The following is a 22,853-nucleotide window of genomic DNA, read 5'->3' as shown; positions in this document are numbered from 1 at the left end:
CCCGGAAAGTGATCCGCTTGGGTGCCGAGCTGCAAATGACCTCCACGAAATTGGCGAGGGCCGATGATAGTGATCATAAGGCGCCCCCATCGAATGCTAGCCTTCATTTCCCGGGATCGGAGTTCCATATGTCCCGGTAGAGCTTCCAGCTGCCGTCCTGTCCCTTCTTCCAAACCACTACATACTTCCCGGTGGCATCCACGAGCTTCGAATCCTTGCCTGGTGCTTTGAGGGAGAAAGTCCCGGACTCAAAAGCGAAATCTCCACTTTCCTGGATCTCACGCGTGGTAAGCGCGAGCTCCGATATTCCCATATCGATCGCGCCCTGCCATAACTTTTGAATATTTTGGCGGCCGTCGACCCGCGCCATATCTGGCGGGAATGCAGCCGCATCATCCGCGTAGTGCGATGCGACCCCGGCTGCGTCCTTACTGTTGTACGCCTTCACGAACTCGGCATTAGCGGATTCAATGGCTTCTTTCGCAGACTGTGCCTGGGCAGATCCGAGGCAGAGCAACGTGACGGCACCGATCAGCAGACAATGCTTGAAAGTCATTTCATCCTCCCGTATCGGTCTCTATTTGGTCCCCGTTGAGGGTATCACACGACCTTCTGGTGGTTGCCCGGCCGCAAGATCATGACGTCGATCTAGTATCCCGCGCATTCCCGGTGACCGCATCGCCGTGACGGGCGCGGCCGTGGCCACCACGCTGGCCAGCCGTGCGCATCGTCGTGCACCGAAGTTGCCAAACGGCAATCACGGTCGTCATCACAGACCGGCAGGCCAAATGGCCAGTCATACTTTGCGCTGGAGGCTGCGCGCCCTCAGTTTGCATTTTAGCATTCACTAATGTGGAAAGCAAACGCGAGGGGCATAAACGGCGACAGCCAATCAGCGATACGACTGTCGATGCTTCACGTCATTGACACGGTGTTCTTTGCGCCAGTCCCTCCGCGCTTCGAACCCCTAACCCAGCTCCGGCAGGGTTCGACCAGGGATCAGGCTAGCGGGATCGTCTTGTCGCTTCAGTGTACGCAAGTAGGCGATCAGGTTAACCCGCTCAGTCTCATCCGGCACACCAGGGAGCGTTCACTTGTGATGTCTGCTTTTGGAAAGCAGCGGAGGCGGCCTTGACGGCTCCAATGAGGCGCTTAGCTGCCGCTCTGTACCTTTGCTGTTACTTTCGGCAGTTACTTTACCTGAGAGTTGGAGAGGAATTCTTTAGTTGATCGGCAAGGGCGCGCACTGTCTTTCCAGGACCGGTCGACGCCTGTGGGTCAGCCTGGACAACGAGATTGATATCACGCTGCGCTTCTGGAAACATGCCAAGTCGAACATAAATGTCGGCCCGATTGGACCGGGACGCTATATCGTCGGGACATTTGTCCAGTGCCCGGGTGAAAGAAGCAATCGCTTCGTCCAGTCTGTTTAGCATCCACTGATTTGTGCCGACCATCTGGTCATTCCAGCATCGATCCTTGAAGAGACCCAGGGTCTCGAATAGACGAAGGGATTGCCCATAGCGTCTTTGGCTGTACCAGCCATAGGCAAAAGCATCGAGATCGCCGAAAGGATCCAGATCCGCCGCTTTCAGGTTTGCCGGCGTTGAAAGCCAGTCGACCTCGGGCGTGTATCCAATGACTATGCATTTTGCCGCAACGGCTTCAGGCGTCAGATTTTCAATCTGGGCCACGACATCATTTAGGCACTGTTGTTGTAACCGCGGGCTATTGAGGAGAAACGGTCGAATCCTTCCGTCCTCGCCCGGATCAAAATGAAGTGTGCTTTTGGCGACTTTCGGTATGCGCGTGATCCACGCGTCATTGATACGGCAGGCGTCGCGTGACCCGAACTCGCGCGTGTTGTTGGCGTCTGTGTACAATGTCATCAGATTGAAGCAGTTGACTTCGTCACCGGGCAAGAGCCAAGCCGTCAACATGCCCTCTCCGTCACCCACTCTTATCGATGTCGAGAGGTCTGCTTTTGTGACCAGGCGATAGATGGCCGGCGTGAACCGGTCGTAGCCTTCCAGAACGCTTTTGTCCGCTATGCGATCTGAATCATTTATCGTCAATTCACCGTAACCAGGCACGTTTACGTGCTTGTTTTTCGCCGGCGGCTGGCGAGGCTTATCAAGCTCGGTGTCAGTGAGCTTGATCCCAAGAAAATCAGCCCATGGTTTTGGCCCGAACCCGGCGAAGGCGGAAATTGTGAAACCCATAAAGCTGCAAAAAAATAGAATAACCGCGTACATCAAGACCAAGCCGGCGATCGTCGACGCATTGCCCTTCGACGCAACCAGAATTGAAAAGACGTACAACAGCACCATGGCCACGAAAGTACAGGACATGATTATCAATCCACTCTTGGTGCTCCCCACCAGGGACACGACCAAAGCGGCTGCCGCTGCGATGCCGGCAACGCCAAGCGCGTACTTGACGGACGGGACTTTCCGAATGGCTTGCTGAAGAACGTCGGTCGCTGTCATGCTGGCCCTCTGACAGTATAACTGTGCCAAATTGCTCTTGGACGGACGTGACCTAGGCCGCCGAGGTAGCGACAACATACATTACGGAGCCAGAATTTTCATACGAAATGAACTTGTGATGCCACTTATGAGCAGTTGGTGGCGGAGCAATTGTCTAGCGAGCTACGAATTCAACATTCAGCGCGACCCGCTTTGGCCCCGCCCCGATTGCGACCGTCTATGATGTATTTGGCCGCTTCGGCGCCCGTCATGAGCCGGGACATTCCAATGTGGACAGCGGTGGATCGGGAATGGCGGCGGCCATTTCGACGATATCGAAGCTGACGACCGAGAGGTCGTTTGGACTGAGATTCTCTGCTGCCGAGCCTAGACCCGACTGCCGGAGACAGTTTCGACGGGTGCCTACATCGCTGCTCGGTCGCGCGGCACCTCGTGCCAGCTTGCCGCCATTTCGTCGCTGCGCTTTGTCCACCCTTGCTTATTTTGGGCACACCCACGGCGCGAATTGCCGAACTCACATTCGCATTCGCGCGCCTTTAGGTCGTCGCCGCGGAACGTCCGCTTGCAACAGCCGGCTCGAGCGGTCAATAAATAAGGCGGCTGTCAGGATGCGGACGAAGTCACCGCGATGACCGAGATGAGGCGCTAAGCTGCCGTTCGCAACGGCCCCATCCCCGTCGTTCGCGAGCGAACCGCACCATTCCGATATCCGACGTTCACCAGGCGGGCGACGACTAGGCTCGAAGCCGGCCTGGAACCTGTGCTGCGGTTAAGGCAAGCGACGTGTTGATCATGGTCGATAGCTAGGTGTGGAGCCTCAACAGGTTGTCCCGATCGAAGCCGAGGCGGCTGATAGGTGATTTTGATTGTAAGCTGCCATGTGGCCTATGCCAATTGTAGCGATGAAGCCACCGGGGCAGTTCGGCGTTGCGTTCATGAGAAGTGTTGTAGGCTCGGGCGTAAGCCCATTCGCGCAGGCTCGTCTGGATGAAGCGCTCAGCCTTGCCGTTGGTTTTGGGCGTGTACGGCCTGGTGAAGATTTGACGCAGACCCAGACGCTTGCAGGCCGTCCGGAAAGCTTTCGACCGGTAGCAAGAACCGTTGTCGGTCATCACGCGCTGCACCTTGACGCCGAGGCTGGCGTAGTAAGCGATGGCAGCTTCGAGGAAGGCGACAGCGCTCTCCTTGCGCTGATCAGACATGACTTGGACGAAAGCGACGCGCGAGGCATCGTCGATGCAGACGTGGACGAACTCCCAGCCTATGCCGAGATGGCGGTTGACCGCGCCAGGATATCGCCCGGTGATGCGGTGTCCCACAGAGCCGATCCGGCCGAGCTTCTTGATATCGAGATGGATGAGCTCGCCGGGATGCTCGCGCTCGTAGCGGCGCACCGGCTCGGCCGGTTCCAGGTCTTTCAGCCGTGACAGGCCGGCGCGTACCAGAACCCGGCTCACTGTCGCCTCGGACACACCTGTTTGCATAGCGATGTGCTTGCCGGTCAGGCGCTGCCGGCGCAGCGCTGCGATCGCATCCGTCACCGCGGCTTCGGTTCGCTTCGGGCTTGTCTTGGGCCGCGAGGAACGGTCGAGCATGCCAGCGCTTCCCTCAATCCGGAAGCGCTCCACCCAGCGCGCCACCACCTTCGCCGTCACCCCGTATGTTCGCGCCGCATCGGCTTTGGAAAGACGGCCTTCAACAACGTCGCGGGCCATATCCTCTCGACGCAGCGGCGTCAGACGGGCATTCTTGTGGATGTTCATTCGGTCCTCCGGGAATCACTGAAGCTTCGACAACCTCAGCTTTCTCGGTCGGGGCCGAATGGACAACCTCCTGAAAGCTCACAGCTAGGTCGGCAAGTTGGAAATGAACCGCAACTCCAGCAAATCTGCGTTCGAGCAAAATAGCACCCCGCTTACAGGCTGTGCGCAGCAGAGCCAATTCCCAGTCGGCTAAGTGGCCGCCCAGCGGATCATAGCTTCAGGAAGTCGCCGAGGTGAGACCGAAATTGGCTCGCGCAGCTTTATTGCTCAAGTGATCGTGTTGCGCCAAGGCGTCATCAGGACAGGCCTCGGTATGTCATCCGAAGCCCTTAGGTTGATCACGCAGCTGTTTTCTAATCGTCAGGGAGCACCCGTTTACCAATGTTTGTGTGAGGAGCAGGGCACTGCGATATGCTGACTGACAGAGGTTGGCGCCATCACGCTTGTCTGGACGGGCTTTTGCTTGCCGAATCCTTCCCCACCTAGCCATAATTCGAAATGAACGAACTCTCCATTCCGACGCTCGGACTCATACTCCTGACGGCTTCACTCGTCGCCATGGTCTCTAGGCGTCTGCGCCTACCTTATAGCGTTGGCCTTGTGGCGGCCGGGATAGCGCTCAGCTTTGTTCCAGGTGTAGCCGAGCTTCCCCTCAGCCGGGAGCTAATCTTCACGGTGTTCCTGCCGCCGCTGATCTTTCAAGCGGCACTTGAGATCGAATGGCGTCATTTCCGCGTCAACCTCCCGGTCACTGCCTTGCTGGCCTTTCCGGGGGTGGCGATCGCGGCGGCTGTCGTGGCACTCGGCATGCATTGGCTGCTCGGATGGAGTTGGGCGGGTGCAGGCCTCTTCGGCGTACTGATCGCGGCGACCGACCCAGTCTCGGTCCTGGCTGCGTTCAAGGAAATGAAAGTCCAGCCTCGCCTCGGCCTGCTGGTCGAGTCAGAAAGCCTGCTAAACGACGGCGCGGCCGCGGTCGGCTTCGCAATTTTGTTGGCGGTTGCTTCGGGCGCCAGCGCCACGCCTGTAGCCATCACCTCATCCTTGGTCTGGATTGTTGCAGGTGGCATCGTCATCGGAGCGTCCGTCGCGGCGGTGCTACTTCTCATCGCCGGTCGGACCGAGGATCACCTAGTGGAGATTACGCTGACGACGATCGCAGCTTATGGATCCTTTTTGATCGCCGAGAAATTCGGGATGTCGGGCGTACTCGCGACGCTCACCTCAGGCCTGCTGGTTGGCAATGTCGGCTGGAAAGGTGCGATATCGGCCAATGCACGGGGCCATGTGCTGGCTTTCTGGGGATATGCCGCCTTCCTTGCCAATTCGATTGTGTTCATTCTGATAGGCAGCCACGAGGCGCACCAGCCTCTCGGCATCTTCGCGGGCAGTTCGGTGGTTGCGATCGTCCTCGTCCTCCTCGGCAGGGTTCTGGCTATTTATCCCCTGTGTGCTGTGCTCAAACCAACCTCAATAATGGTGGATATCAGATATCAGCACGTTCTGGTCTGGGGCGGGCTGCGCGGCTCCTTGGCCTTGGCGCTCGCTCTCGCGTTGCCCCAAGACATAGCGGAGCGCGCGGCGATCATCGTCACGGCCCTTGCCGTGGTGGCGTTCTCGATCTTTGTGCAGGGCCTCACAATGCCATGGCTTATCAACAAGATGGGATTGACCGCAAAAGGTGCCGGCGGTGAGCGTGGGCTTCCGATGGCCGAATAGCCCGCTTCACGAAGGCATCCTAACCTGCCGCCAGCGCTGCCGCCGTCGAACGCCGGAGCTGCCTGTCCGCGTAGCTGGCCGGCGGGACCCGGCGCTCCTCTGTCCAACTCCCAAAGCGAATACAAAAAGCCCGTCGCAGCTAATAAGCGTAAGCCGACAGCGGTCCAATCCGATTTGTTCCTGTACTCGATCGCCAGGCTGAGTTGTCTGGCCTCAGCGTCTCGTCGGATGTCGAAGTCAGGCGCCCCAAGCAAGCGATAACGACCGGCGGTCCTTATCCGTCACCCCCCAAGTCCCTATTGCGAAACTGCGCAAGGCGCATATTGTCTGGCTGGTCCGGGTCTGCGGTCCAAGGACTTGGCCCCTGGACGCGGTGCTATTTGGTCGAGGATGGCCGAACTTCAATAGAGCCGTCCGTGGGACAGAGCCATGCAGCACGGGGCCGTTGAGTAATGCGGGGATGGGGCGAGGCCAGCGTGGGCCGGCCGACGGCGATATTGTCCGCGAGCAAGCCGTCCTCTTTCGTCTCACCGACCGCCTTTACCGGGCCAACGGCCTTGACGAGATCTACGATGCGGCGCTGGACGCCATATGCGACGCCCTCGGTTCGTCGCGCGCCTCGATCCTGAGATTTGACAGCCACGGCGTCATGAGCTTCGTCGCCTGGCGCTCCCTCTCTGACGACTACCGCAAGGCCGTCAACGGTCACACACCTTGGACCTGCAATGAGCACGACGCCGAGCCAATCTTTGTCGAGGATATTCGTCTCAGCGGTGAATCCCGGCAGCTCGTCGACACGGTCCTTGGCGAGGGAATCCAAGCGCTGGCCTTTATCCCGCTTGCCAGCTCCCGCGAGCTCATCGGCAAGTTCATGGTCTACTACCCGGCACCCCACCGCTTCGGCGATCGTGAACGCGAACTGGCGTTGACCATTGCCCGTCAGCTCGGGTTTGCGATCGAACGGGAGCGGGCGGAAACGACAGCAGCGCGACTGGGCGCGCTGGTCGAATCCTCGGATGATGCCATCCTCGCGACGGATATGGATGGCATCGTCACGGACTGGAACAGCGGCGCCGAGCGTCTCTACGGCTACGGCCGCGAGGAAATGGTCGGACGTCCGCTCATGTTGCTGATACCGCCCGATCGCCAGAACGAGGAGCGCGAGATACTGGCGCGCATTCGCAATGGAGAGCATGTCGGGCATTTCGAGACCGTTCGCCTGCACAAGGATGGCAGCAGCATTCCCATATCTTTGACCGCTTCCCCGATCGCGGACGCGTCCGGTGCGATCGTCGGTGTCTCAAAGATCGGCCGTGACATTTCCGAACGGCTGCGCGCGCAACAGCAGCGGGAGCTGCTGCTTCGCGAGATGGACCACCGCGTGAAGAATCTCTTTGCCATCGCACGCACCATCGTCAATTTGAGCGCACCAGCCGCTGAAAGTCCGGCCGCGCTCGCCTCCACCGTGTCCGACCGCCTCGGCGCCCTCGCGCGGGCGCATGCGCTGACGATGCTCCCCGCGACCGGCCACTCAGTTCAGGCCGCGACGAGCCTACATGCATTGGTCGCCGCAATCCTCGAGCCATACCGCCAGGGAACTGGCGAGAATCCCCGCTTCGCGATCAGTGGCATCGATCTGCCGGTGCCTCCAGTGATGATCACGCCGCTTTCTCTGCTGCTACACGAATTCGCCACCAACGCTGCCAAACACGGCAGCCTCTCGGCCGCCGCCGGCTCGATAGAGATCGCCTGCTCCAGCAGGGACGGTAAGGTGACTGTCAATTGGCGTGAGGTAGGAGGACCACCTCCGGTCGCAACCGAAGACGAAGGTTTCGGGAGCCGCTTGATCCGCGCCGCGGCGAGTGAGCTTGGCGGAGTCGTGCGAGATTGGGACGCCGCCGGAATTGTCCTTGAGATCACGATCGATCTTGAAAGATTCCCGGCCTGATGTCCTAGCCGCTTGTCGGGGCAGCAGCTCCAGCGGGCGCTCAGCGAAATCGAGTTGGCGTTGGAACAAACGCGACAGCCTTCTGTTTGCCCTCAGGCACAATTCAGTGCGTTGGAGGACATGGGCCGGCATTGCCTTAGCGTATTTGCAGCAGCCACTGGAATTGCGCAAACTGTATTGGGAAGTCGCGGGCAAGATACCGAACCACCTTCGGATTTTCCAGGATCCGGCCCAGATAACCGTGAGCCGCGACGAGGCCGAGAGCCCGAACACCATGGGTGGCTACGGCGTTTAGAAACTCATGGGTCACTTCACCAAATTCAGCCTCCATCGATGTGACTTGGGCAGCCTTGATGCCGTGGAACCGCTTCCGCCGCGCCAAGGGATCGGCAAGTTGTGATCGCGGCGTTAGTGCGACGAGGGTCTTGGCGAAGTCGGCCCTCACACTACCCAAGGCCAGCATGATCTTTGCCATCTCGATCTGCCTGTCGGAGCTAACCTCGCGCAAGTAAGAAAAGATGATCGGAGGAACAACGGAGTTCTCGAGCAAACCGAGAGCGTCGGCACAAATTCCTTCAATTTGGCATACTGCAAGCGGGCGCTCCGCCCTTATCAGCGCGAGGTGGGACGGTGGGATCGTTTCCATCAGCATGCTCGGCATTGTCTCGATCCCCTCGCTCTTCAGCAACTCTCGAAATGCTTTAACGATCATCAATTGGCGCATAGCCTGGGCTGTTCTGTCCCAGTGCTTTCGCAGTTCGTTCGTCGTCGTCACGAAGTGACGCATTCGCATGCGTTCATGGATAAAGTTTCTCAGCAAAACGTACCCGCGCAGAGGGTTCGACGGCTCAGGTGCATGCTTGAGACCGGCGAAATGGCGACCAGTGCCGGCGATACCGCGATGGAGCTGACGCATCGTCGGGGGGGTGATTTGATCAGGCGCACGTCTCGCCATGGCCACCAGGATATCCAGTGTCGCAAACACGAAGGAATCTATCGGGCAGCCATTTTCTGCCTTAAGCACGTGGAAGACATGGTTCGCCTCATGCCCCGGCAAGACGAGGAAGTCGCGTATCGCGGTATCGTCAGGCTGCATCCTGATCAATACCGACACGTCAGCATCCGCGAATCTCCTTCTTCTGAACGCCCAGCGCGGGTATCCGTGCCGTGAGAGGCGACAGCGCGCGATCCAGATCGCAACCGTGAATTCGCCGTTTACCGTGACAAGCTTGCTGTCCGGGTCATATCGAGCCAAACCGCCCGCGTCCTCTATTGCTGCTACTAGCTCTTCGACGACTTCGTGCCTGCGGTCACGAAGATCAACATTTACGCTTATATATTCGTAGTTGCGCGGAGGCTTATATCCGATCCGGCGATATACCTCGGCGAGTGTCCGGAAGCGCCGTTTCAATCGGGAGCTCGAGGGACAACCGCGGGCGGCGTTGATTATCCTCTCCGACAGCGCTCCTTTCCTTTTCAGAAGTTTGGCCAAGGGAGCCAGCATCTGATTGTCGGTCATGCGGTAAAGGCGCGCCTTTGCCTCGACCTGGGCCCGATGGAACAGCTCGGGGCTGATAATTGGCGCGGATGCATTCTCGACGCGGATCCAGACGCTGGCGGGATTGCGGGTCCGCTGACTTGTCAGCCTGCTACTAGAGCGGTTCCAGATGACGTTGCCGATGTATTTCTCATGCGTCAGTATCGTCTTCACCGAACGGATCGACCAGGGCCGGCCGTGATCCGTCACCATCCCGCGGGCGTTAAGCGCGTTGGCGATCTCCCTCTTCGTCTTTCCCTCGTTTACAAATTGGTCGAATATCCATCGGACCGTCTCAAGCTCCTCTGGTGGACCGAGCACTCTGACCACTCGATCCGAGACAAGGCCTTTCCACTCTTTTCGCTTCAGGATGCCTTTGGGTTCACCTGACTGATCCACCAACAGACGCCGGAAACCATAGCCCGGCGGCCCGCCTACGCGGAATCCCATTTGAACGATCCGGCTCTGGCCGATGAAGCACCTCTGCGAAAGCATGCGACTGTACTCGGCCGCCATCGTCCTCTTGATAGCTTTGAGCACGTCAGAGCCCATGGTTCCGTCATTTGCGAACTGCTCGGCGCAAAATTCGATCCGCACTCCGGCCGACTGGCATCTATATTCGTAGGATGCGCTTTCATCGACGTTTTGAAATCGACCCCAGCGACTGACGTCATAGACCACTACCGTCTCAAAATCTGCGAACCCGTTTTCCACGTCGAACAGCAGCTTCTGTAAGCCCGGGCGCCCTTGAAGACTGAGCCCGCTGCGGCCCGGATCCTCATATGTCGCAACAATGTTGTACCCCATGATGCCCGCGTAACTGCGGATCGCATCCTTTTGGTTCTCAAGTGAGTAGATTTGCTGATCGGTGGACATGCGAAGATATTGAGCCGCACGGCCTCGTCGCCTCGCTGTTGGAGGATCGTGGGCCGCTGCAGACTTGTCCATCGCCTTGCACCGTCGTGCTGGTGCTTTAAACTAGCGGTCGATCACCAAGCGGCAAGGGATCAGAATGCGCCAATACATCGGACTGATCCATAAAGGGGAAGCCAGTGACTACGGGGTGTCTTTCCCCGACCTTCCCGGAGTCGTTACGGCCGGCGCAAGTTTCGACGAGGCGCGCGAGTTAGCCGAACAGGCTCTCGCCTTTCACATTGAAGGCCTGATTGACGATGGCGAGGCCGTCCCAGAACCTAGCTCTCTTGAGCAGATTATGAAGGGCGTCGACAATCGGGAGCTCACAACCATCTTGGTCCCATCCTGAAGGGTTACGGCGGCAGTGCCGCCCTTTCCCGTTTGGCAACCATTGCCTTCAACCGCCGAGAAACCCTGATTCAGTTCGTGAGCGGGCTCTGCCGCCGTTCCGCCGCAATGCGACCGCACTCGGGCTTTGTTCGCCCCAGCAGTCCCCCGGGGCTTCAGAGGAGTTCGAGTGATGTTTATCAAGAAGGCCATTCTGGCGGTGCTGATGACCGCAGCACTTGCCGGCTGCGAGACGCAGACCGAAGGCCAGCAGCGGGCCACCACCGGCGCATTGGTTGGCGGCGCAGGCGGCGCGCTTGTCGGCCAGGCGATCGGCGGCAACACCAAGTCGACGGTGATTGGCGCCGCGAGCGGCGCGCTGCTCGGCGCCGTCGTCGGCAGCGCCACCACCCCGCAGCGCCGCGGCGAGCAGCTCTGCCGCTACCAGGACCGCTACGGCCGCATCTACACCGCCCCGTGCGACGACCGGTATTACAACGGCGATTATTGATCGTGCCGGTTCTTCCTTCTCCCCGTTAGCGGACCTCGTTACGGGGAGAAGGTGCCCTCTCGTTCCCGCAGGCCAGGGAACCGTGGTGGACACATTCCACTAGCGTGCGCCGCAAAAAGTTTCTTGTGCGACGCACAATCAATGCGTAGATGAATTGGGCGACGTTGGCGGGTTCGGGATAACCGGAGAGCGGTTTGAGACCTGAGACAACCCACTTCGACGCCTTGCACGGCTTAAGAGGCATCGCCGCTGTTCTGGTGATGCTTGGTCATTTCCGCGAGCTGACGGCGCAGCATCTTGATCTGGCGCCGTCAGGCTTTCTCGCCGTCGACCTGTTCTTTCTGCTGAGCGGCTTCGTGATCGCCCACGCCTATGACGACAAGTTCCGGAAAGGCATGTCTTTCCGGGAATTCGCGGAAGCCCGCATCGTCAGGCTCTACCCGTTATATTTTGCCGGCGTCGGCATTGCCATGGCCGGCGTGGGAGCGACCATCGCGATGCACGGGCTAAGCTCCTATTCTCGGCTCGATTTGCTTGCGAGCCTTGCGTTTTCCCTGCTTTTCCTGCCAACGTCGCCGTCGCTTTCAGTCGGTCCAGATTTGCTTTTTCCGCTGAACGGTCCGGCATGGTCGCTTTTCTATGAACTTGTCGCCAACGCGGTTTTCGCCGCGCTGGCCCTGAGGCTCGCTCGCCGCTCGCTGGCCGCTATCTTCAGCCTTGCTTTCCTGGTGCTGGCGCTAATGGCCTGGCAGGGCTTCAGCCTGGGCGGCGGCGCTCATTGGGACGGCACGATCGCGGCTCCCGCCCGGATCGCCTTTTCCTTCTTCCTCGGCGTTTATCTGCGGCGATATGCGACCGGGGACAGCCGGGATGGCAATTTTTACATGCCTATCCTGCTGGCGCTTTGCGCGGGGCTGATGATCTTCCGTCCCGCCGGAAATGCGCAATTATACGATCTGGCGATGATAGTGCTGGTCTGGCCCTGGCTTGTTCTCATGGCTTCCCGCTTGCGGCTCTCGGGCTTCTGGCGCGCGATCGCCTTGTTCTCCGGCAACATCTCCTACGCCATCTATGCACTTCATACGCCGCTGATCAGGATCGTGAACATCCTGGACGAATCCGTCACTGGAACCTTGCGGAACCAGCACGGCCTGCCATTCGTCGTGGGAACATCCATTCTCGTCATCGCGGTCGCTGCGTTCGCGCACTACGTCTACGACAAGAATGCGCGGACGCTGCTGCGGCATCTGCTTTCACTGCGGCGCGCACGCGAGGAAGTGACGCAATTCTAAATTAGCCGAGGTCCTGCCGCCGGCGGCGATCGGACAACGCGCCAGACCAGCGATGTGCAGCCGTTTGCTGATGCTACTCGGCGGGACTTGGCTCAAGCGCTGGCTTCTTACGTGCAAACCGGCGCAACACCACGCGTCCGAGTTGCTGCCCAGGCATCTCGATGAGCCTGTAGGTCACGAAGGACAGAAGACAAACCACCGGCAGCACGACCGCGAGCACGATGGCGAAGCGCAGCGGCGCGCCGAGCTCGTCGCCATAACGGGCAATCACGAAGGCTGCCACGGGCTGCAGAATGAGAAGGTGGATCAGATAGATGCTGTAGGACAGTTCGCCGAGCACATGAAAGATGCCTCCGCCCAATGCGACGGCGACTTTTCGCGCCACGGCGCCCGCGGCGCCGGGCAGCATGCGATAGAGGACGAGGGCAAAGAACCCAAGCACCAGCGCTTCGCGTATCAGGAACTTCGAAAGGCCGTGGCCGTCGCCGAAGGGGATGGCCGCGAGCGCCATGGCCAACGCCAGATGCAGCAGCGGCCGCGGCTGGTTTTGCCCCAGAACGCCCGCCAGAAGCATGCCGCACAGGAAAACCTGGATCTTCAGCGGCAGGAAGGACGGCATCGGAAAATGGACCGACATCGACTTCAGGGCCACCACCGCCAGGGCGCCGAGCGCCGCCACGACTAGCGCGCTCCGGAGCCAACCGAAGCGGCGCACCAGAAGCATCACCGCCGGAAATACCGCATAGAACTGCATTTCCAGCCCGAGGCTCCAGTCGGGCAGCGGCGTCCGGTAGGCGAGGTTCGGGGAAAGGCCGAACAGGAATGTCAGATGGGCAAAAATGTTCTTCAGGCTGCTGTCGAGGTAGCGCTCGGGCGCCTGCGGAACACGGCCTACGAATGCGTCGATGACTGTGCGCGACTCATAAACATACGGGCCGAGCGCCAGTGCGAAGAACAGCATGACGTAGAACAGCGGCGCGATGCGGAAATAGCGCCGCGTCCAGAATTTCAGCCAGGTTTCAGGCCTTTGCCAGGGCTCCTTGTCCTGGCGTAGCTGATAGTGAAACACCATCAGGAAGCCCGAAAGCATGATGAAGAGATCGACGCCCAACGCAGGGTCGCCAAGCACCGGAAGATGCCAGCCGGTCAGTAGCAGGCAGTGACCGACGAGCACCCACAATGCGGCGGCGGCGCGAAGGCCGTCCAGGCATTCGATGCGCGATGACTCGGTAAGGCTCTTGTTCATGCTGCAATGCAGCATGGACAGCGAGCTTCGAATGTCAACCCGCGATGGCCGATCATTCTCGGCTCAGACTCAATTTGAGAACCGAAACACCCTACCCATTTCGTTAGGCATCATGAAAATCTCCTCCGCCTGGGAGAAGCCGGCGTCCGTGCCCATGCCGAGCCATGTGCCGACCGTCTCCGGGAAATCGGCAAGTCGCATGTGCCTTTCCATCGAAGCGAATTCCTCATCTAAAACTGCCGACCATTCGTCGCGCAGCAAAGAAAATCGTGCCAGCCAGGATAAGCGCTCCTCTCCTTCGAACAGCGCCGGCTCCCAAATTATAAACATGCCCTTCCCGCCCAGAGAGCGGTGGGCGTCGTGCATCAGCTGTGCCTTGCCCGTGGCAGGCAGGTGATGCAGCGACATCCCAATCCAGATTACATCGACAGGCTCAGACCACTTCGCCATGGCCTGGGCAAAATCATTGCACTGCAACTCGACCGGACATGGCATACCGTCGAGCTCTCGTGCCGCCAGTCGCAGAGATGCCTCAGACAAGTCGATGCCGACGTAATTTCCGATCGCCATCGTCTTCAGCATTGCGGCGGAGGCGCTGGCATCTCCACAGGCAATGTCGAGAAACCGGAATGACGCCGGCGCATGCTCGACAAGCAGATCGCGAAGGACGCCGTAGACCTCGCGATGGAACATGAGATTCGCGCCAACGATCTTGCGATAGGTTTGCAGTTCCTTGTTGAACATGTCCTGGGAGCCGACAGCGTCGTCGCCTGCCCTGACTAACGTTGTTTCGTTCGAGGAACCTGCCATGACGTCCTCCAAATAGATTCGGCTATGAGCGTGATCAGAGATTGGAATTCTGGCGCTGCGTCCCCAGTGCATGCAGATGCAGCGCCCGAAAAACCGCCGTGTGGCCTGGCGTGGCGACACCCAACTCAATTCCCAGTTGATGCATGCGCCCGGAAAGCCACGCGACCTCGATGGGTCTCCCACGTTCGAGGTCATTTGCCATCGAGGATTTCACATGCGGAGGAAACGCGGACCACCTGGTCTCGACGCGGCCCGGGAACCCGTCGGCCATTGGGTGGCCGGCCGCTGCGGCTACCGCCATCCCCTCATCCCTCAACTGTTCAATGAAGATGCGTGCTTCCGGATCGGCCAGGATCGGGCCGATGCCAGAGCGCATCAGCGATGTTCCTCCCGAGAAAGCGGCAAGCGTTACAAATTTCTCCCAAAGCACTTCGTCGATGTCTGCGACTGGCTTCAGCTCAAGCCCGATGGCACGATCACACAGCTCCCGCAGTTCCTCGATGACAGGATCATGTTGGCCGCCGACCAAGATGTGCGGCAGCCCGCCCGAATGAATGACCTCGCCGGGCTTGTTGATGAAACCGGAAAGGTATGTGGCGCCACCGATCACGCGCTCGACCTGCACGTGACGACAAAGAATTTCGACGCTATCGATGCCGTTTTGCAGCGTAACGACGCGCGTGTTATCGGCTATGAGCGGAGCGATCGACGCAGCGGCATCCTCGCTGTCGTAGAGCTTCACTGCAAAGATCACCAAATCGACGGGACCGATATGAACCGCCGCTTCGCTCGCGGTCACAGGCGCAAGAACAAAGCTGCCGAGGTCGCTCTGGATTTTCAGACCAGTCTGGAGCATTGCCGCGAGGTGCGCTCCGCGAGCAATGAAGCTCACGTCGCCCCCTGCCTGGGCCAGCCTGGCGCCAATATATCCGCCGATGCCGCCCGCTCCCATCATTGCGATCCGCATGCCGTCCCTCGACGTCAGCTGTCGCCATCAACCCGCCATGCGTTGCGGACCGATTGGTGAGCCCAACTAATATTAGCAGTTTCTTCAGTGACCAGCCAGTTCGCAGCACCCCAGTTGAGCAGATTTCCAAGACGGGCAGCCGATGTCAGTCGGTTTGGCGGCCAACCTGCTAAAGACAGCAAGCGAGCGTTCGCCTAAATAGGTTATGCCCTATTGCCACATCCGCGATATCGACCTCTGGTTCGAACGAACCGGAAATGGAGCGCCTTTGCTTGCGATCTCTGGCTCACGAGGTGATCTGCGTCGCAGCCCTAATCTTTTGGAATCGCCACTAGCGAACTCCTTTGACCTGCTTGCATATGACCAACGTGGCCTCGGCCGTACGTCAAAGCCCGACAAGCCCTATCTCATGGCCGATTTTGCAGACGACGCGGCCGGCCTTTTGGATATTGTCGGGTGGGAGCGCGTTCGTGTCGTTGGCGTATCGTTCGGTGGGATGGTCGCGCTTGAACTGGCACTCAGGTATCCAGATCGAGTAGTAAGACTCGCGCTCTGTTGCACTTCACCTGGCGGAGAAGGAGGGGCATCCTACCCGGTTCATCTCCTACAGCGGCTCCGGCCGGATGAGCGGGCACGTGTCATGGTATCGATTACCGATACACGATGTGATGCGGGCTGGGCTGAGGCGAACCACGAGACATACGAGGAACTCATTAGAAGGTTCGACGATGATCGGTTCAAGCAGGAACCGGGGTCACAAGGCCGGAACGACGCGCCTGCTGGAGGCACGTCGTCAACACGATACCTGGGAGCGTCTCGGTGGGATTAGGTGCCCGGTTTTGATTTGCGGCGGTCGGTACGACGGGATCGCTCTACCGTCGTCCCAAGAACGCATGGCGAGTAGAATCCAACGAGCGATCTTGCGGATGTATGAAGGCGGGCATCTATTCCTCTGGCAGGATAGCTCGGCGTTCGCCGAGATCGTAGAGTTTCTCAGGGAATGAGGTCGCCCGCATCTGACCCTGGGCGGACTTGCCGTACCGCCGGCTGAGACGACCGGAACCTAGGCGCGAGCTCATCAGACGCCGCTCGGCGAAATCGGCTGCTAGTGTTCCTGGGGTTGGAAACTCAGCCTCCGACGTGATCGCCGACAACGGCTGCTTTCAAGATACAGCAAAGCTCATCTCTACGGCAGACTTGGAGGCGCAAAGCAGCCATGTCGTCTTTGGGGCCGAACTCGGAAGGTCGGCTTGTGGCACCTGAAAAAGGTTTGCGGACGCTCGATGCAGTGCGCCCGCGGCCTGGAAGCTAGCCGGGGGCGCGATAGACTCCACACCTTAAGGCCCGTACAATCCTCGCGATTTCTTCGCTCTAGGTCAGCGCGTTGCCAAATGGCCAAAGAACGCAGTCAGCGCCGCCTTGCCGCCATCCTCGCAGCCGATGTGGTCGGTTACTCCAGGCTCATGGGACTCGACGAGAACGGAACCCTGTCGAGGTTCAAGGCCCATCGCCGCGAACTGGTGGACGCCAAGATAGCTGAGCATCAGGGAAGGATCGTCAAGCTAACCGGTGACGGCTTTCTGGTCGAGTTTCCGAGCGTGCTAAATGCGGTGGCCTGCGCCACCGAGATCCAACACAAGATGCGCGACCGTAACGCAGAAGTGCCGGCCGACAGGCGCATTGAATTCCGCATCGGCATCAACCTCGGCGATATCATCATCGAGGACGACGACATCTTTGGCGACGGCGTCAACATCGCGGCTCGGATCGAAAGCATGGCTAGGCCGGGCGGTGTTGCGGTATCCGGCTCGGTCGGGGACAGCCTGGGCAGCAGGTTCGCGCTCGAGTTTGAAGATACGGGCGAGCAGACCCTCAAGAACATCGAGCGACCGGTACGCATCTACAACGTCAATCTCTTTCCCGACGCGAAGCACCCTCAATTGGTCAGCATAGCGCCCGTCCAAAGTGAGAAACCGTCGATCGCCGTGCTCCCCTTTAACAATATGAGCGGTGATCCGGAACAGGAGTATTTCTCGGACGGCATCACCGAGGACATCATCACGGAACTGTCGCGCTTTCGTTCGCTGCTCGTGATCGCCCGCCATTCGTCCTTTGCGTTTAAGGGCCAGGCGATCGAAGTAAAAGAATTTGGCCGCAAGATGGGCGCGCGTTACGTCATTGAAGGAAGCGTGAGGAAATCGGGCAGCCGAATCCGCGTCACGTCGCAACTCGTCGACGCTTCCACCGGCAATCATGTTTGGGCTGAGCGCTACGACCGTGACCTGTTGGACCTCTTTGCCATACAGGAAGAATTGGCTCATGCGGTAGCCGCCACGGTGGGCGGTCGGGTCGAGGCGGCTTGGCGCGAGCGCGCGGTTAGCCTCAGCCCGAATGCGCTCAGAGCCTATGACCTGGTCTTGCGTGCAAGGGCGTTCATCATCAAGTTCACCAGGAGTGACGGCGAGCAGGCCCGGATGCTGGCGCGCCGAGCAGTCGAGGCCGATCCGGCCAGTTCTCAGGCCCACGCCTGCTACGCATATTGTTGTTTTGTGACCCAAATGGCCCATTGGTCAGAGCATGGCGATCAACTGCGAATTGAAGCCATCGAATTTGCGAAGCGGGCCGTAAAGCTCGACGATACCGACAACAACGCTCGCTGGATTCTTGGCATGGTGCACAATGCCAGAGGCGAATACGATGAAGCGCTGTTCCATCTCGAGAAGGCCCTTCAAAACAATCCGAATGATACGGAAGCGAGGGGCTACTACGCGTATTTTCTCCATACGATCGGACGGCCGAGGCGGCGATCGAGCAGTTCGAACTGTCGAGGCGGCAGAACCCTTATGACTTCGCCTGGTATCCGTGGGGGATGGGTTGGGCATATTTCACCGCGCGCCGCTACGATGACGCTATTGCATCTTTGAAGTCGATACCGGAACCGATCAATGAAGTTCGAGGAATTTTGGCGGCAAGCTGCGCCTATGCCGAGCGGTTGGCCGAAGCGAATGCGATGCTGGAAAAATTTCTGCACATTGCCGAGCAGGACATGGTGGTATTCCCGGGCCGCCGGCTCAAGGATTGGGATGAGTTTTGGCGCGGCGCTGCCTGGTATCAGCACCAGAAGGACCACGATCATCTGATGGACGGTTTGCGAAAAGCCGGGTTGCAGGAGTGAAGGCCGGAGGCTGATTCTTCTCGCGAAGAAAGCCGGACCAATCGGTAAAAATCTGCGATGGGCCAGCAGCGCACATGGACCAGGATCGCCGATCGTCGAACGCGAATCTTTTGCAAAAGGCTATGGCTTGTCGACCACACTGAGCCGTGGTCAGCCTTAGCCGTTGCGCTCTGAACGGGACTGTTTGCCTATGTTGTCTACTCAGGCAGGCCCGCCAAACGCCAGCCATCAACAAACGGCTGTCCAACGCTCACGCTTTTGAATGGTGAGTTCGCCGCCAGATCACCGAACCTCCAATCTGGATTGGCCGCAAGAAATAGGCGCGCTTCCTCCTTTGCCTCAGAGACGCGACCGGCAAGCGCGAGTGCGGCAATCAGAGCCTCTCTCGAACCCGTCCCATATGTTTCTTCCCGGCTCAAAGACGCAACAGCTTCTTCGTACTGAGCGGCGGAAATTTGCGCCATTCCCATGGTCCAGAAAAACCCACCCGGTGGACGGGGGTTCAAACGCAGTGCCTCCGCACAAGCTACCAGCGCCGCTTGCGGATTGCCTAAGTAGAATTGAAGCTCACCCGTCAACGCAACCGCATGTGCGTCGTTGGGATTTTGCCGAACGGCAGCTTCCAGCTGGGCTTTCGCCTCATCCCAATTGCGCTCATAAAGCTGAACGTAAGCTAGTATCGCGCGAGCGTGAGAATCACTGGGGTCGATTTCCACGGCTCGTTGCGCGTGTATCAAGGCCTTCGCTCGGCCGGGTTTCTGCGGCCCTCCCCAGATCAGCCAGCCATGTAGTAGTGAGACGGCAAGATTGCTGTGGGCCTCGCAATAATTTGGATCGATGTGGATGGCTCGTTCCAAATCAGCACACGCCTCTCTGGTGTCTGATCTCGAAAGGTCCCACTTGCCTCTCGATCTAACACAAAGATCATAGGCTTCAAGGTTTGACGGCCGGTAACGGGCAGCAATATTCCTGGTGCCAAGCTTGCCAGAAATTGCCTCGACAACCCGTCGCGTGAGCTCATCCTGAACGTCGAAGATATCGACGAGATCGCGGTCAAATCGCTCAGCCCAGATATGGTTGCCGCCCGCAGCATCAATCAACAGGACATTTATCCGAAGACGCTGCGCCGAGCGACGCGCACTGCCCTCGAGAATGTATCTCACCCCTAGTTCCTGGGCGATTTGGCGTACGTCGGTGGACTTGCCTTTGTAGGCAAAGGTAGAATTGCGGGCGATAACGAAGAACCCGGACACATTCGATAGGTCGGTAATGATGTCTTCCGTCAGGCCGTCGGTGAAGAACGATTGTTCCGCATCCCCGCTCAGGTTGACCAGCGGCAAGACCGCAATCGACAGTTTCGGCGGCGCCGACCGGTGGCTCGTCGCCGATTCTGACATCGCGGTCGTCGGCCTGACCGTGCCCACCCGCAGCGAATAGACCCTGATGGGCTCGGCGATGTTCTTCAGCTGCGTGCTGCCGAGGTCGGTGACCGAGAGGTCGAGCCTCGCCCTGACCTGACGATAGGCATCCTCTGAGAGGCAGATGGACCCGGGCGCAGCGACGCCCTCCAGCCGCGAAGCGATGTTGACGCCATCGCCCATCAGGTCGCCGTCGCTTTCTTCGACCACATCGCCCAGATGGATGCCGATACGGAATTCGATGCGGCGGTCCTGGGGCACGCCGGCATTGCGCTCGACCATGGCGTTCTGCACCTCGATGGCGCAACGCACGGCATCCACGACACTCCGGAACTCGACTAGCGCCCCATCCCCTGTGCGCTTGATCACACGACCGTTGTGCACAGCAATGGTTGGATCGATCAGATCGCTACGCAGTGCACGCAGCCGCGCCAAAGTCCGGTCTTCGTCCTCGCTGGCGAGCCGGCTATATTCGACCACGTCGGCAGCAAGGATTGCGACTAGCTTGCGATTTTCGCCCATCGCGCGATCTCCATCGCCCGTAGGATAGCAGGAAGACCAACGCGGGATGAAACTTTCGTGAACCCAGCTGTCCGCGATTGATGTTCGGAATTGGAGCCCACGACGCACATGATCATCTATTTGCCGGACCCCGCGCACTGCTATCCTTCGGTAGCGGTTGACGCTGCTTAGTGAACCGGCCCGAATTGAGCGGACATTAACAAGCGCGTGCTTGTGGAACGTTTGGCTTTGGCCCGAGCGCTAGTCTCGCTTGTAGACTTGGAGTGCGGTCACTCATACAATCTTTCTCCTGCTGATCTTGAAGGTCCGTATCAGTGACCGATAGACGTGTCCAACGCCGCCTTGCGGCCATTTTTGCCGCCGACGTGGCGGGATACTCACGGCTTATGGGTGTCGATGAAGTCGGGACGCTCAACGCGCTGAACAAGATTCGGGCTGAGCTGGTCGATCCTAAGATCGACGAGCACAACGGCCGTATTTTCAAGGCAACAGGCGATGGCCTTTTGGCGGAGTTTTCGAGTGTGGTAGACGCTGCCGCCTGCGCAGTCGATATCCAACGCAGCTTGGCGGACAGAGACGCTGCCTCCGAAGATCGAGCTATCCAGTTCCGTATCGGGATCAACGTCGGGGATGTAATCATCGAGGGTGACGACGTATTTGGCGACAGTGTGAATATTGCGGCCCGGCTTGAGGGTATCGCGCCTGTCGGAGGCGTGTTGATTTCGGGTGCGGCACGCGATCACCTGGGGAAACAGCGTGATTTGCAGTTTGCTGACTTCGGTGAACATAAGCTCAAGAACATCGAGCGGCCTGTTCGCGCTTACGTCATGCGCCTGGGCAATCACGTTGCTCAAGTTGTACAGCAGCGTTCCGACAGACCGTCCATCGCGCTGCTGCCATTCGTCAATATGAGCGAGGACCCTGGTCAAGACTATCTCGCTGATGGCCTGACCGAGAACGTGATCACGGGCCTGTCCCGCTTCCGAGATCTGTTCGTCATCGCTAGCAATTCGAGCTTCGCCTACAAGGGGAAGGCTATCAAGATACAGGACGCGAGCCGGGAGTTGGGTGTCCGCTACATCCTTGAAGGCAGCGTGCAGCGCTCAAGCCAGCGCGTCCGAATAACGGCCCAGCTTATTGAGGGCAACACAGGCATGCATCTCTGGGCGGAACGTTACGACAGCGACATCAATGACATCTTTGCCGTACAGGACGACGTCACCGAACGGATCATCGGCAGCCTCGCCACTGGTCATGGCGGGCGGCTGCTAAAGGCTTGGCAGAACAGGCCGGAGGGCGGAGGAACACGCAACTTCCAAGCGCTCGATTATTTGGTGCGAGGCCTAGAGGCCCTGGATCGTTTCACAAGAGAGGGCAACTCGCTCGCGCACGAATTATTTGAGAAGGCGGCTGAACTTGATCCTACCTTTGGCAAGGCCATTTCCAAGATAGCCTGGGCTCACCTGCATGACGTATACATGGGACTGAGCGAGAACACTGAGGCTTCAATTTCAGAAGCCATGAAATTCGCAAACCTGGCTATTGAGCGTGACGACGCCGAGGCGTGGGGCCATTATGCCCTTGCAGGATGTCACGTGCTGTGCGGGCGGTACGAACGTGCAATGGCCGCATATAAACGGGCTCTCGAACTCAATCCGAACGACGCCGACATCCTTATGGACTTTGGCTATTTCCTGTCCTGTGCCGGCAAGTCAGCCGAGGGGCTGGAGACAGCGAAAAAAGCCGTCAGACTAAATCCCCACCATCCCGAGTGGTACACCATGTTGTTGGGACAGATTTGGTTTGATCAGCGCCGATATGACGAGGCAATTGCGGCGGTGGCCTCGCTGCGAACGATCGACACTGTCTTTTGTAATCTCTACGTGGCAGCCAGCCATGCGGCTCTTGGCCATACAGCCGAAGCTCGGGCTGCCGTCGACCATATAATGCAAATGGATCCGCAGGCCACGATCCTCGGACGGACAGGTCCGAAAGCGACTCCCTACAAGAACGGGGAGGACTTGGCACATCTTCGCGACAACCTGCTGAAGGCGGGCCTAGCGTACGAGTGAACGAGCAGGGCGAGCTCTAGAATCTACTGCCCCACCTTGCCCCTGAGCACCCGCAATTATGGCTGTGGCGCGACCCAGGAAGTTCGAAAAGCTTCTAGGAACCCCAAGTCGATCGCGAACTATAGAACTGACTGACGACTGG

The 22,853-nt window shown here is 59.0% G+C and carries 15 protein-coding genes and 1 pseudogene; 8 read left to right on the top strand and 8 right to left on the bottom strand.

Annotation, left to right across the window (positions count from 1 at the left end; translation table 11 throughout):
* Nucleotides 1-103 precede the first annotated feature (103 nt).
* From EJ068_RS19600 to EJ068_RS19590, 3 genes are all read right to left on the bottom strand, one after another.
* Nucleotides 104-556, bottom strand: a complete 453-nt coding sequence (locus EJ068_RS19600) for a DUF4440 domain-containing protein (RefSeq protein WP_129554728.1) — start codon at nucleotides 554-556, stop codon at nucleotides 104-106.
* Between the two features lie 640 nt (nucleotides 557-1,196).
* Entirely contained in the window at nucleotides 1,197-2,489 is a 1,293-nt protein-coding gene (locus EJ068_RS19595) for a tetratricopeptide repeat protein (protein WP_129554727.1), read from the bottom strand.
* A gap of 803 nt (nucleotides 2,490-3,292) precedes the next feature.
* Nucleotides 3,293-4,252 (bottom strand): IS481 family transposase, encoded by a 960-nt coding sequence (locus EJ068_RS19590; RefSeq protein ID WP_129554726.1) that lies wholly within the window; start codon nucleotides 4,250-4,252, stop codon nucleotides 3,293-3,295.
* Nucleotides 4,253-4,750: 498 nt separating this feature from the next.
* Here EJ068_RS19590 and EJ068_RS19585 point away from each other — a divergent pair, with 498 nt between their 5' ends.
* Together EJ068_RS19585 and EJ068_RS19580 are read left to right on the top strand one after the other, a co-directional pair.
* On the top strand, nucleotides 4,751-5,971 hold the full coding sequence (locus EJ068_RS19585; protein WP_129554725.1) for a cation:proton antiporter: 1,221 nt from the start codon (nucleotides 4,751-4,753) through the stop codon (nucleotides 5,969-5,971).
* A 445-nt stretch (nucleotides 5,972-6,416) separates the two neighbouring features.
* Entirely contained in the window at nucleotides 6,417-7,919 is a 1,503-nt protein-coding gene (locus EJ068_RS19580; RefSeq protein WP_129554724.1) for a PAS domain S-box protein, read from the top strand.
* Between the two features lie 136 nt (nucleotides 7,920-8,055).
* Here the strand turns inward: EJ068_RS19580 and EJ068_RS19575 are convergent, their stop codons facing one another.
* The gene (locus tag EJ068_RS19575; RefSeq protein WP_189512516.1) at nucleotides 8,056-10,404 is read right to left on the bottom strand and encodes a plasmid partitioning protein RepB C-terminal domain-containing protein; all 2,349 of its coding nucleotides are present in this window, start codon (nucleotides 10,402-10,404) and stop codon (nucleotides 8,056-8,058) included.
* A 64-nt stretch (nucleotides 10,405-10,468) separates the two neighbouring features.
* On the opposite strand from EJ068_RS19575, the pseudogene EJ068_RS19570 reads away from it, so the two are divergent.
* The 3 genes and pseudogenes from EJ068_RS19570 to EJ068_RS19560 all read left to right on the top strand — a co-directional run.
* Nucleotides 10,469-10,711: pseudogene (locus EJ068_RS19570) on the top strand (type II toxin-antitoxin system HicB family antitoxin); the annotation flags it as partial.
* A gap of 180 nt (nucleotides 10,712-10,891) precedes the next feature.
* Nucleotides 10,892-11,209, top strand: a complete 318-nt coding sequence (locus EJ068_RS19565; protein WP_129554722.1) for a YMGG-like glycine zipper-containing protein — start codon at nucleotides 10,892-10,894, stop codon at nucleotides 11,207-11,209.
* A 194-nt stretch (nucleotides 11,210-11,403) separates the two neighbouring features.
* Nucleotides 11,404-12,501: an acyltransferase gene (locus EJ068_RS19560; protein ID WP_129554721.1), complete on the top strand. Its 1,098-nt coding sequence runs from the start codon at nucleotides 11,404-11,406 to the stop codon at nucleotides 12,499-12,501.
* A 73-nt stretch (nucleotides 12,502-12,574) separates the two neighbouring features.
* Here EJ068_RS19560 and EJ068_RS19555 read toward each other — a convergent pair whose 3' ends face one another.
* The 3 genes from EJ068_RS19555 to EJ068_RS19545 all read right to left on the bottom strand — a co-directional run bounded on the left by EJ068_RS19555 (nucleotide 12,575) and on the right by EJ068_RS19545 (nucleotide 15,524).
* Nucleotides 12,575-13,747: an acyltransferase gene (locus EJ068_RS19555; RefSeq protein ID WP_129554720.1), complete on the bottom strand. Its 1,173-nt coding sequence runs from the start codon at nucleotides 13,745-13,747 to the stop codon at nucleotides 12,575-12,577.
* 69 nt (nucleotides 13,748-13,816) lie between these two features.
* The gene (locus EJ068_RS19550; RefSeq protein WP_189512512.1) at nucleotides 13,817-14,557 is read right to left on the bottom strand and encodes a class I SAM-dependent methyltransferase; all 741 of its coding nucleotides are present in this window, start codon (nucleotides 14,555-14,557) and stop codon (nucleotides 13,817-13,819) included.
* A gap of 34 nt (nucleotides 14,558-14,591) precedes the next feature.
* Nucleotides 14,592-15,524 carry a 2-dehydropantoate 2-reductase gene (locus EJ068_RS19545; protein ID WP_245463156.1) on the bottom strand — a complete coding sequence of 311 codons (933 nt, stop codon included), beginning with the start codon at nucleotides 15,522-15,524 and terminating at the stop codon, nucleotides 14,592-14,594.
* A 1,391-nt stretch (nucleotides 15,525-16,915) separates the two neighbouring features.
* Here EJ068_RS19545 and EJ068_RS19535 point away from each other — a divergent pair.
* Together EJ068_RS19535 and EJ068_RS19530 are read left to right on the top strand one after the other, a co-directional pair.
* The gene (locus tag EJ068_RS19535) at nucleotides 16,916-18,448 is read left to right on the top strand and encodes an adenylate/guanylate cyclase domain-containing protein (protein WP_189512509.1); all 1,533 of its coding nucleotides are present in this window, start codon (nucleotides 16,916-16,918) and stop codon (nucleotides 18,446-18,448) included.
* Nucleotides 18,445-18,699: a hypothetical protein gene (locus EJ068_RS19530; protein ID WP_189512506.1), complete on the top strand. Its 255-nt coding sequence runs from the start codon at nucleotides 18,445-18,447 to the stop codon at nucleotides 18,697-18,699. Before EJ068_RS19535 ends, EJ068_RS19530 begins: the two co-directional genes overlap by 4 nt.
* 197 nt (nucleotides 18,700-18,896) lie before the next feature.
* On the opposite strand, the gene EJ068_RS19525 is transcribed toward EJ068_RS19530, so the two are convergent.
* Nucleotides 18,897-20,639 (bottom strand): adenylate/guanylate cyclase domain-containing protein, encoded by a 1,743-nt coding sequence (locus EJ068_RS19525; RefSeq protein WP_129554716.1) that lies wholly within the window; start codon nucleotides 20,637-20,639, stop codon nucleotides 18,897-18,899.
* A gap of 314 nt (nucleotides 20,640-20,953) precedes the next feature.
* On the opposite strand from EJ068_RS19525, the gene EJ068_RS19520 reads away from it, so the two are divergent.
* Complete coding sequence (locus tag EJ068_RS19520; protein WP_129554715.1) at nucleotides 20,954-22,711, top strand: tetratricopeptide repeat protein; 1,758 nt, start codon at nucleotides 20,954-20,956, stop codon at nucleotides 22,709-22,711.
* Nucleotides 22,712-22,853 lie beyond the last annotated feature (142 nt).

Source organism: Mesorhizobium sp. M2A.F.Ca.ET.043.02.1.1 (assembly GCF_003952405.1).
Taxonomy (GTDB): Bacteria; Pseudomonadota; Alphaproteobacteria; order Rhizobiales; family Rhizobiaceae; genus Mesorhizobium.
Note: the sequence above shows the minus strand (reverse complement) of the source record. Positions and strands in the feature narration are given on the sequence as shown.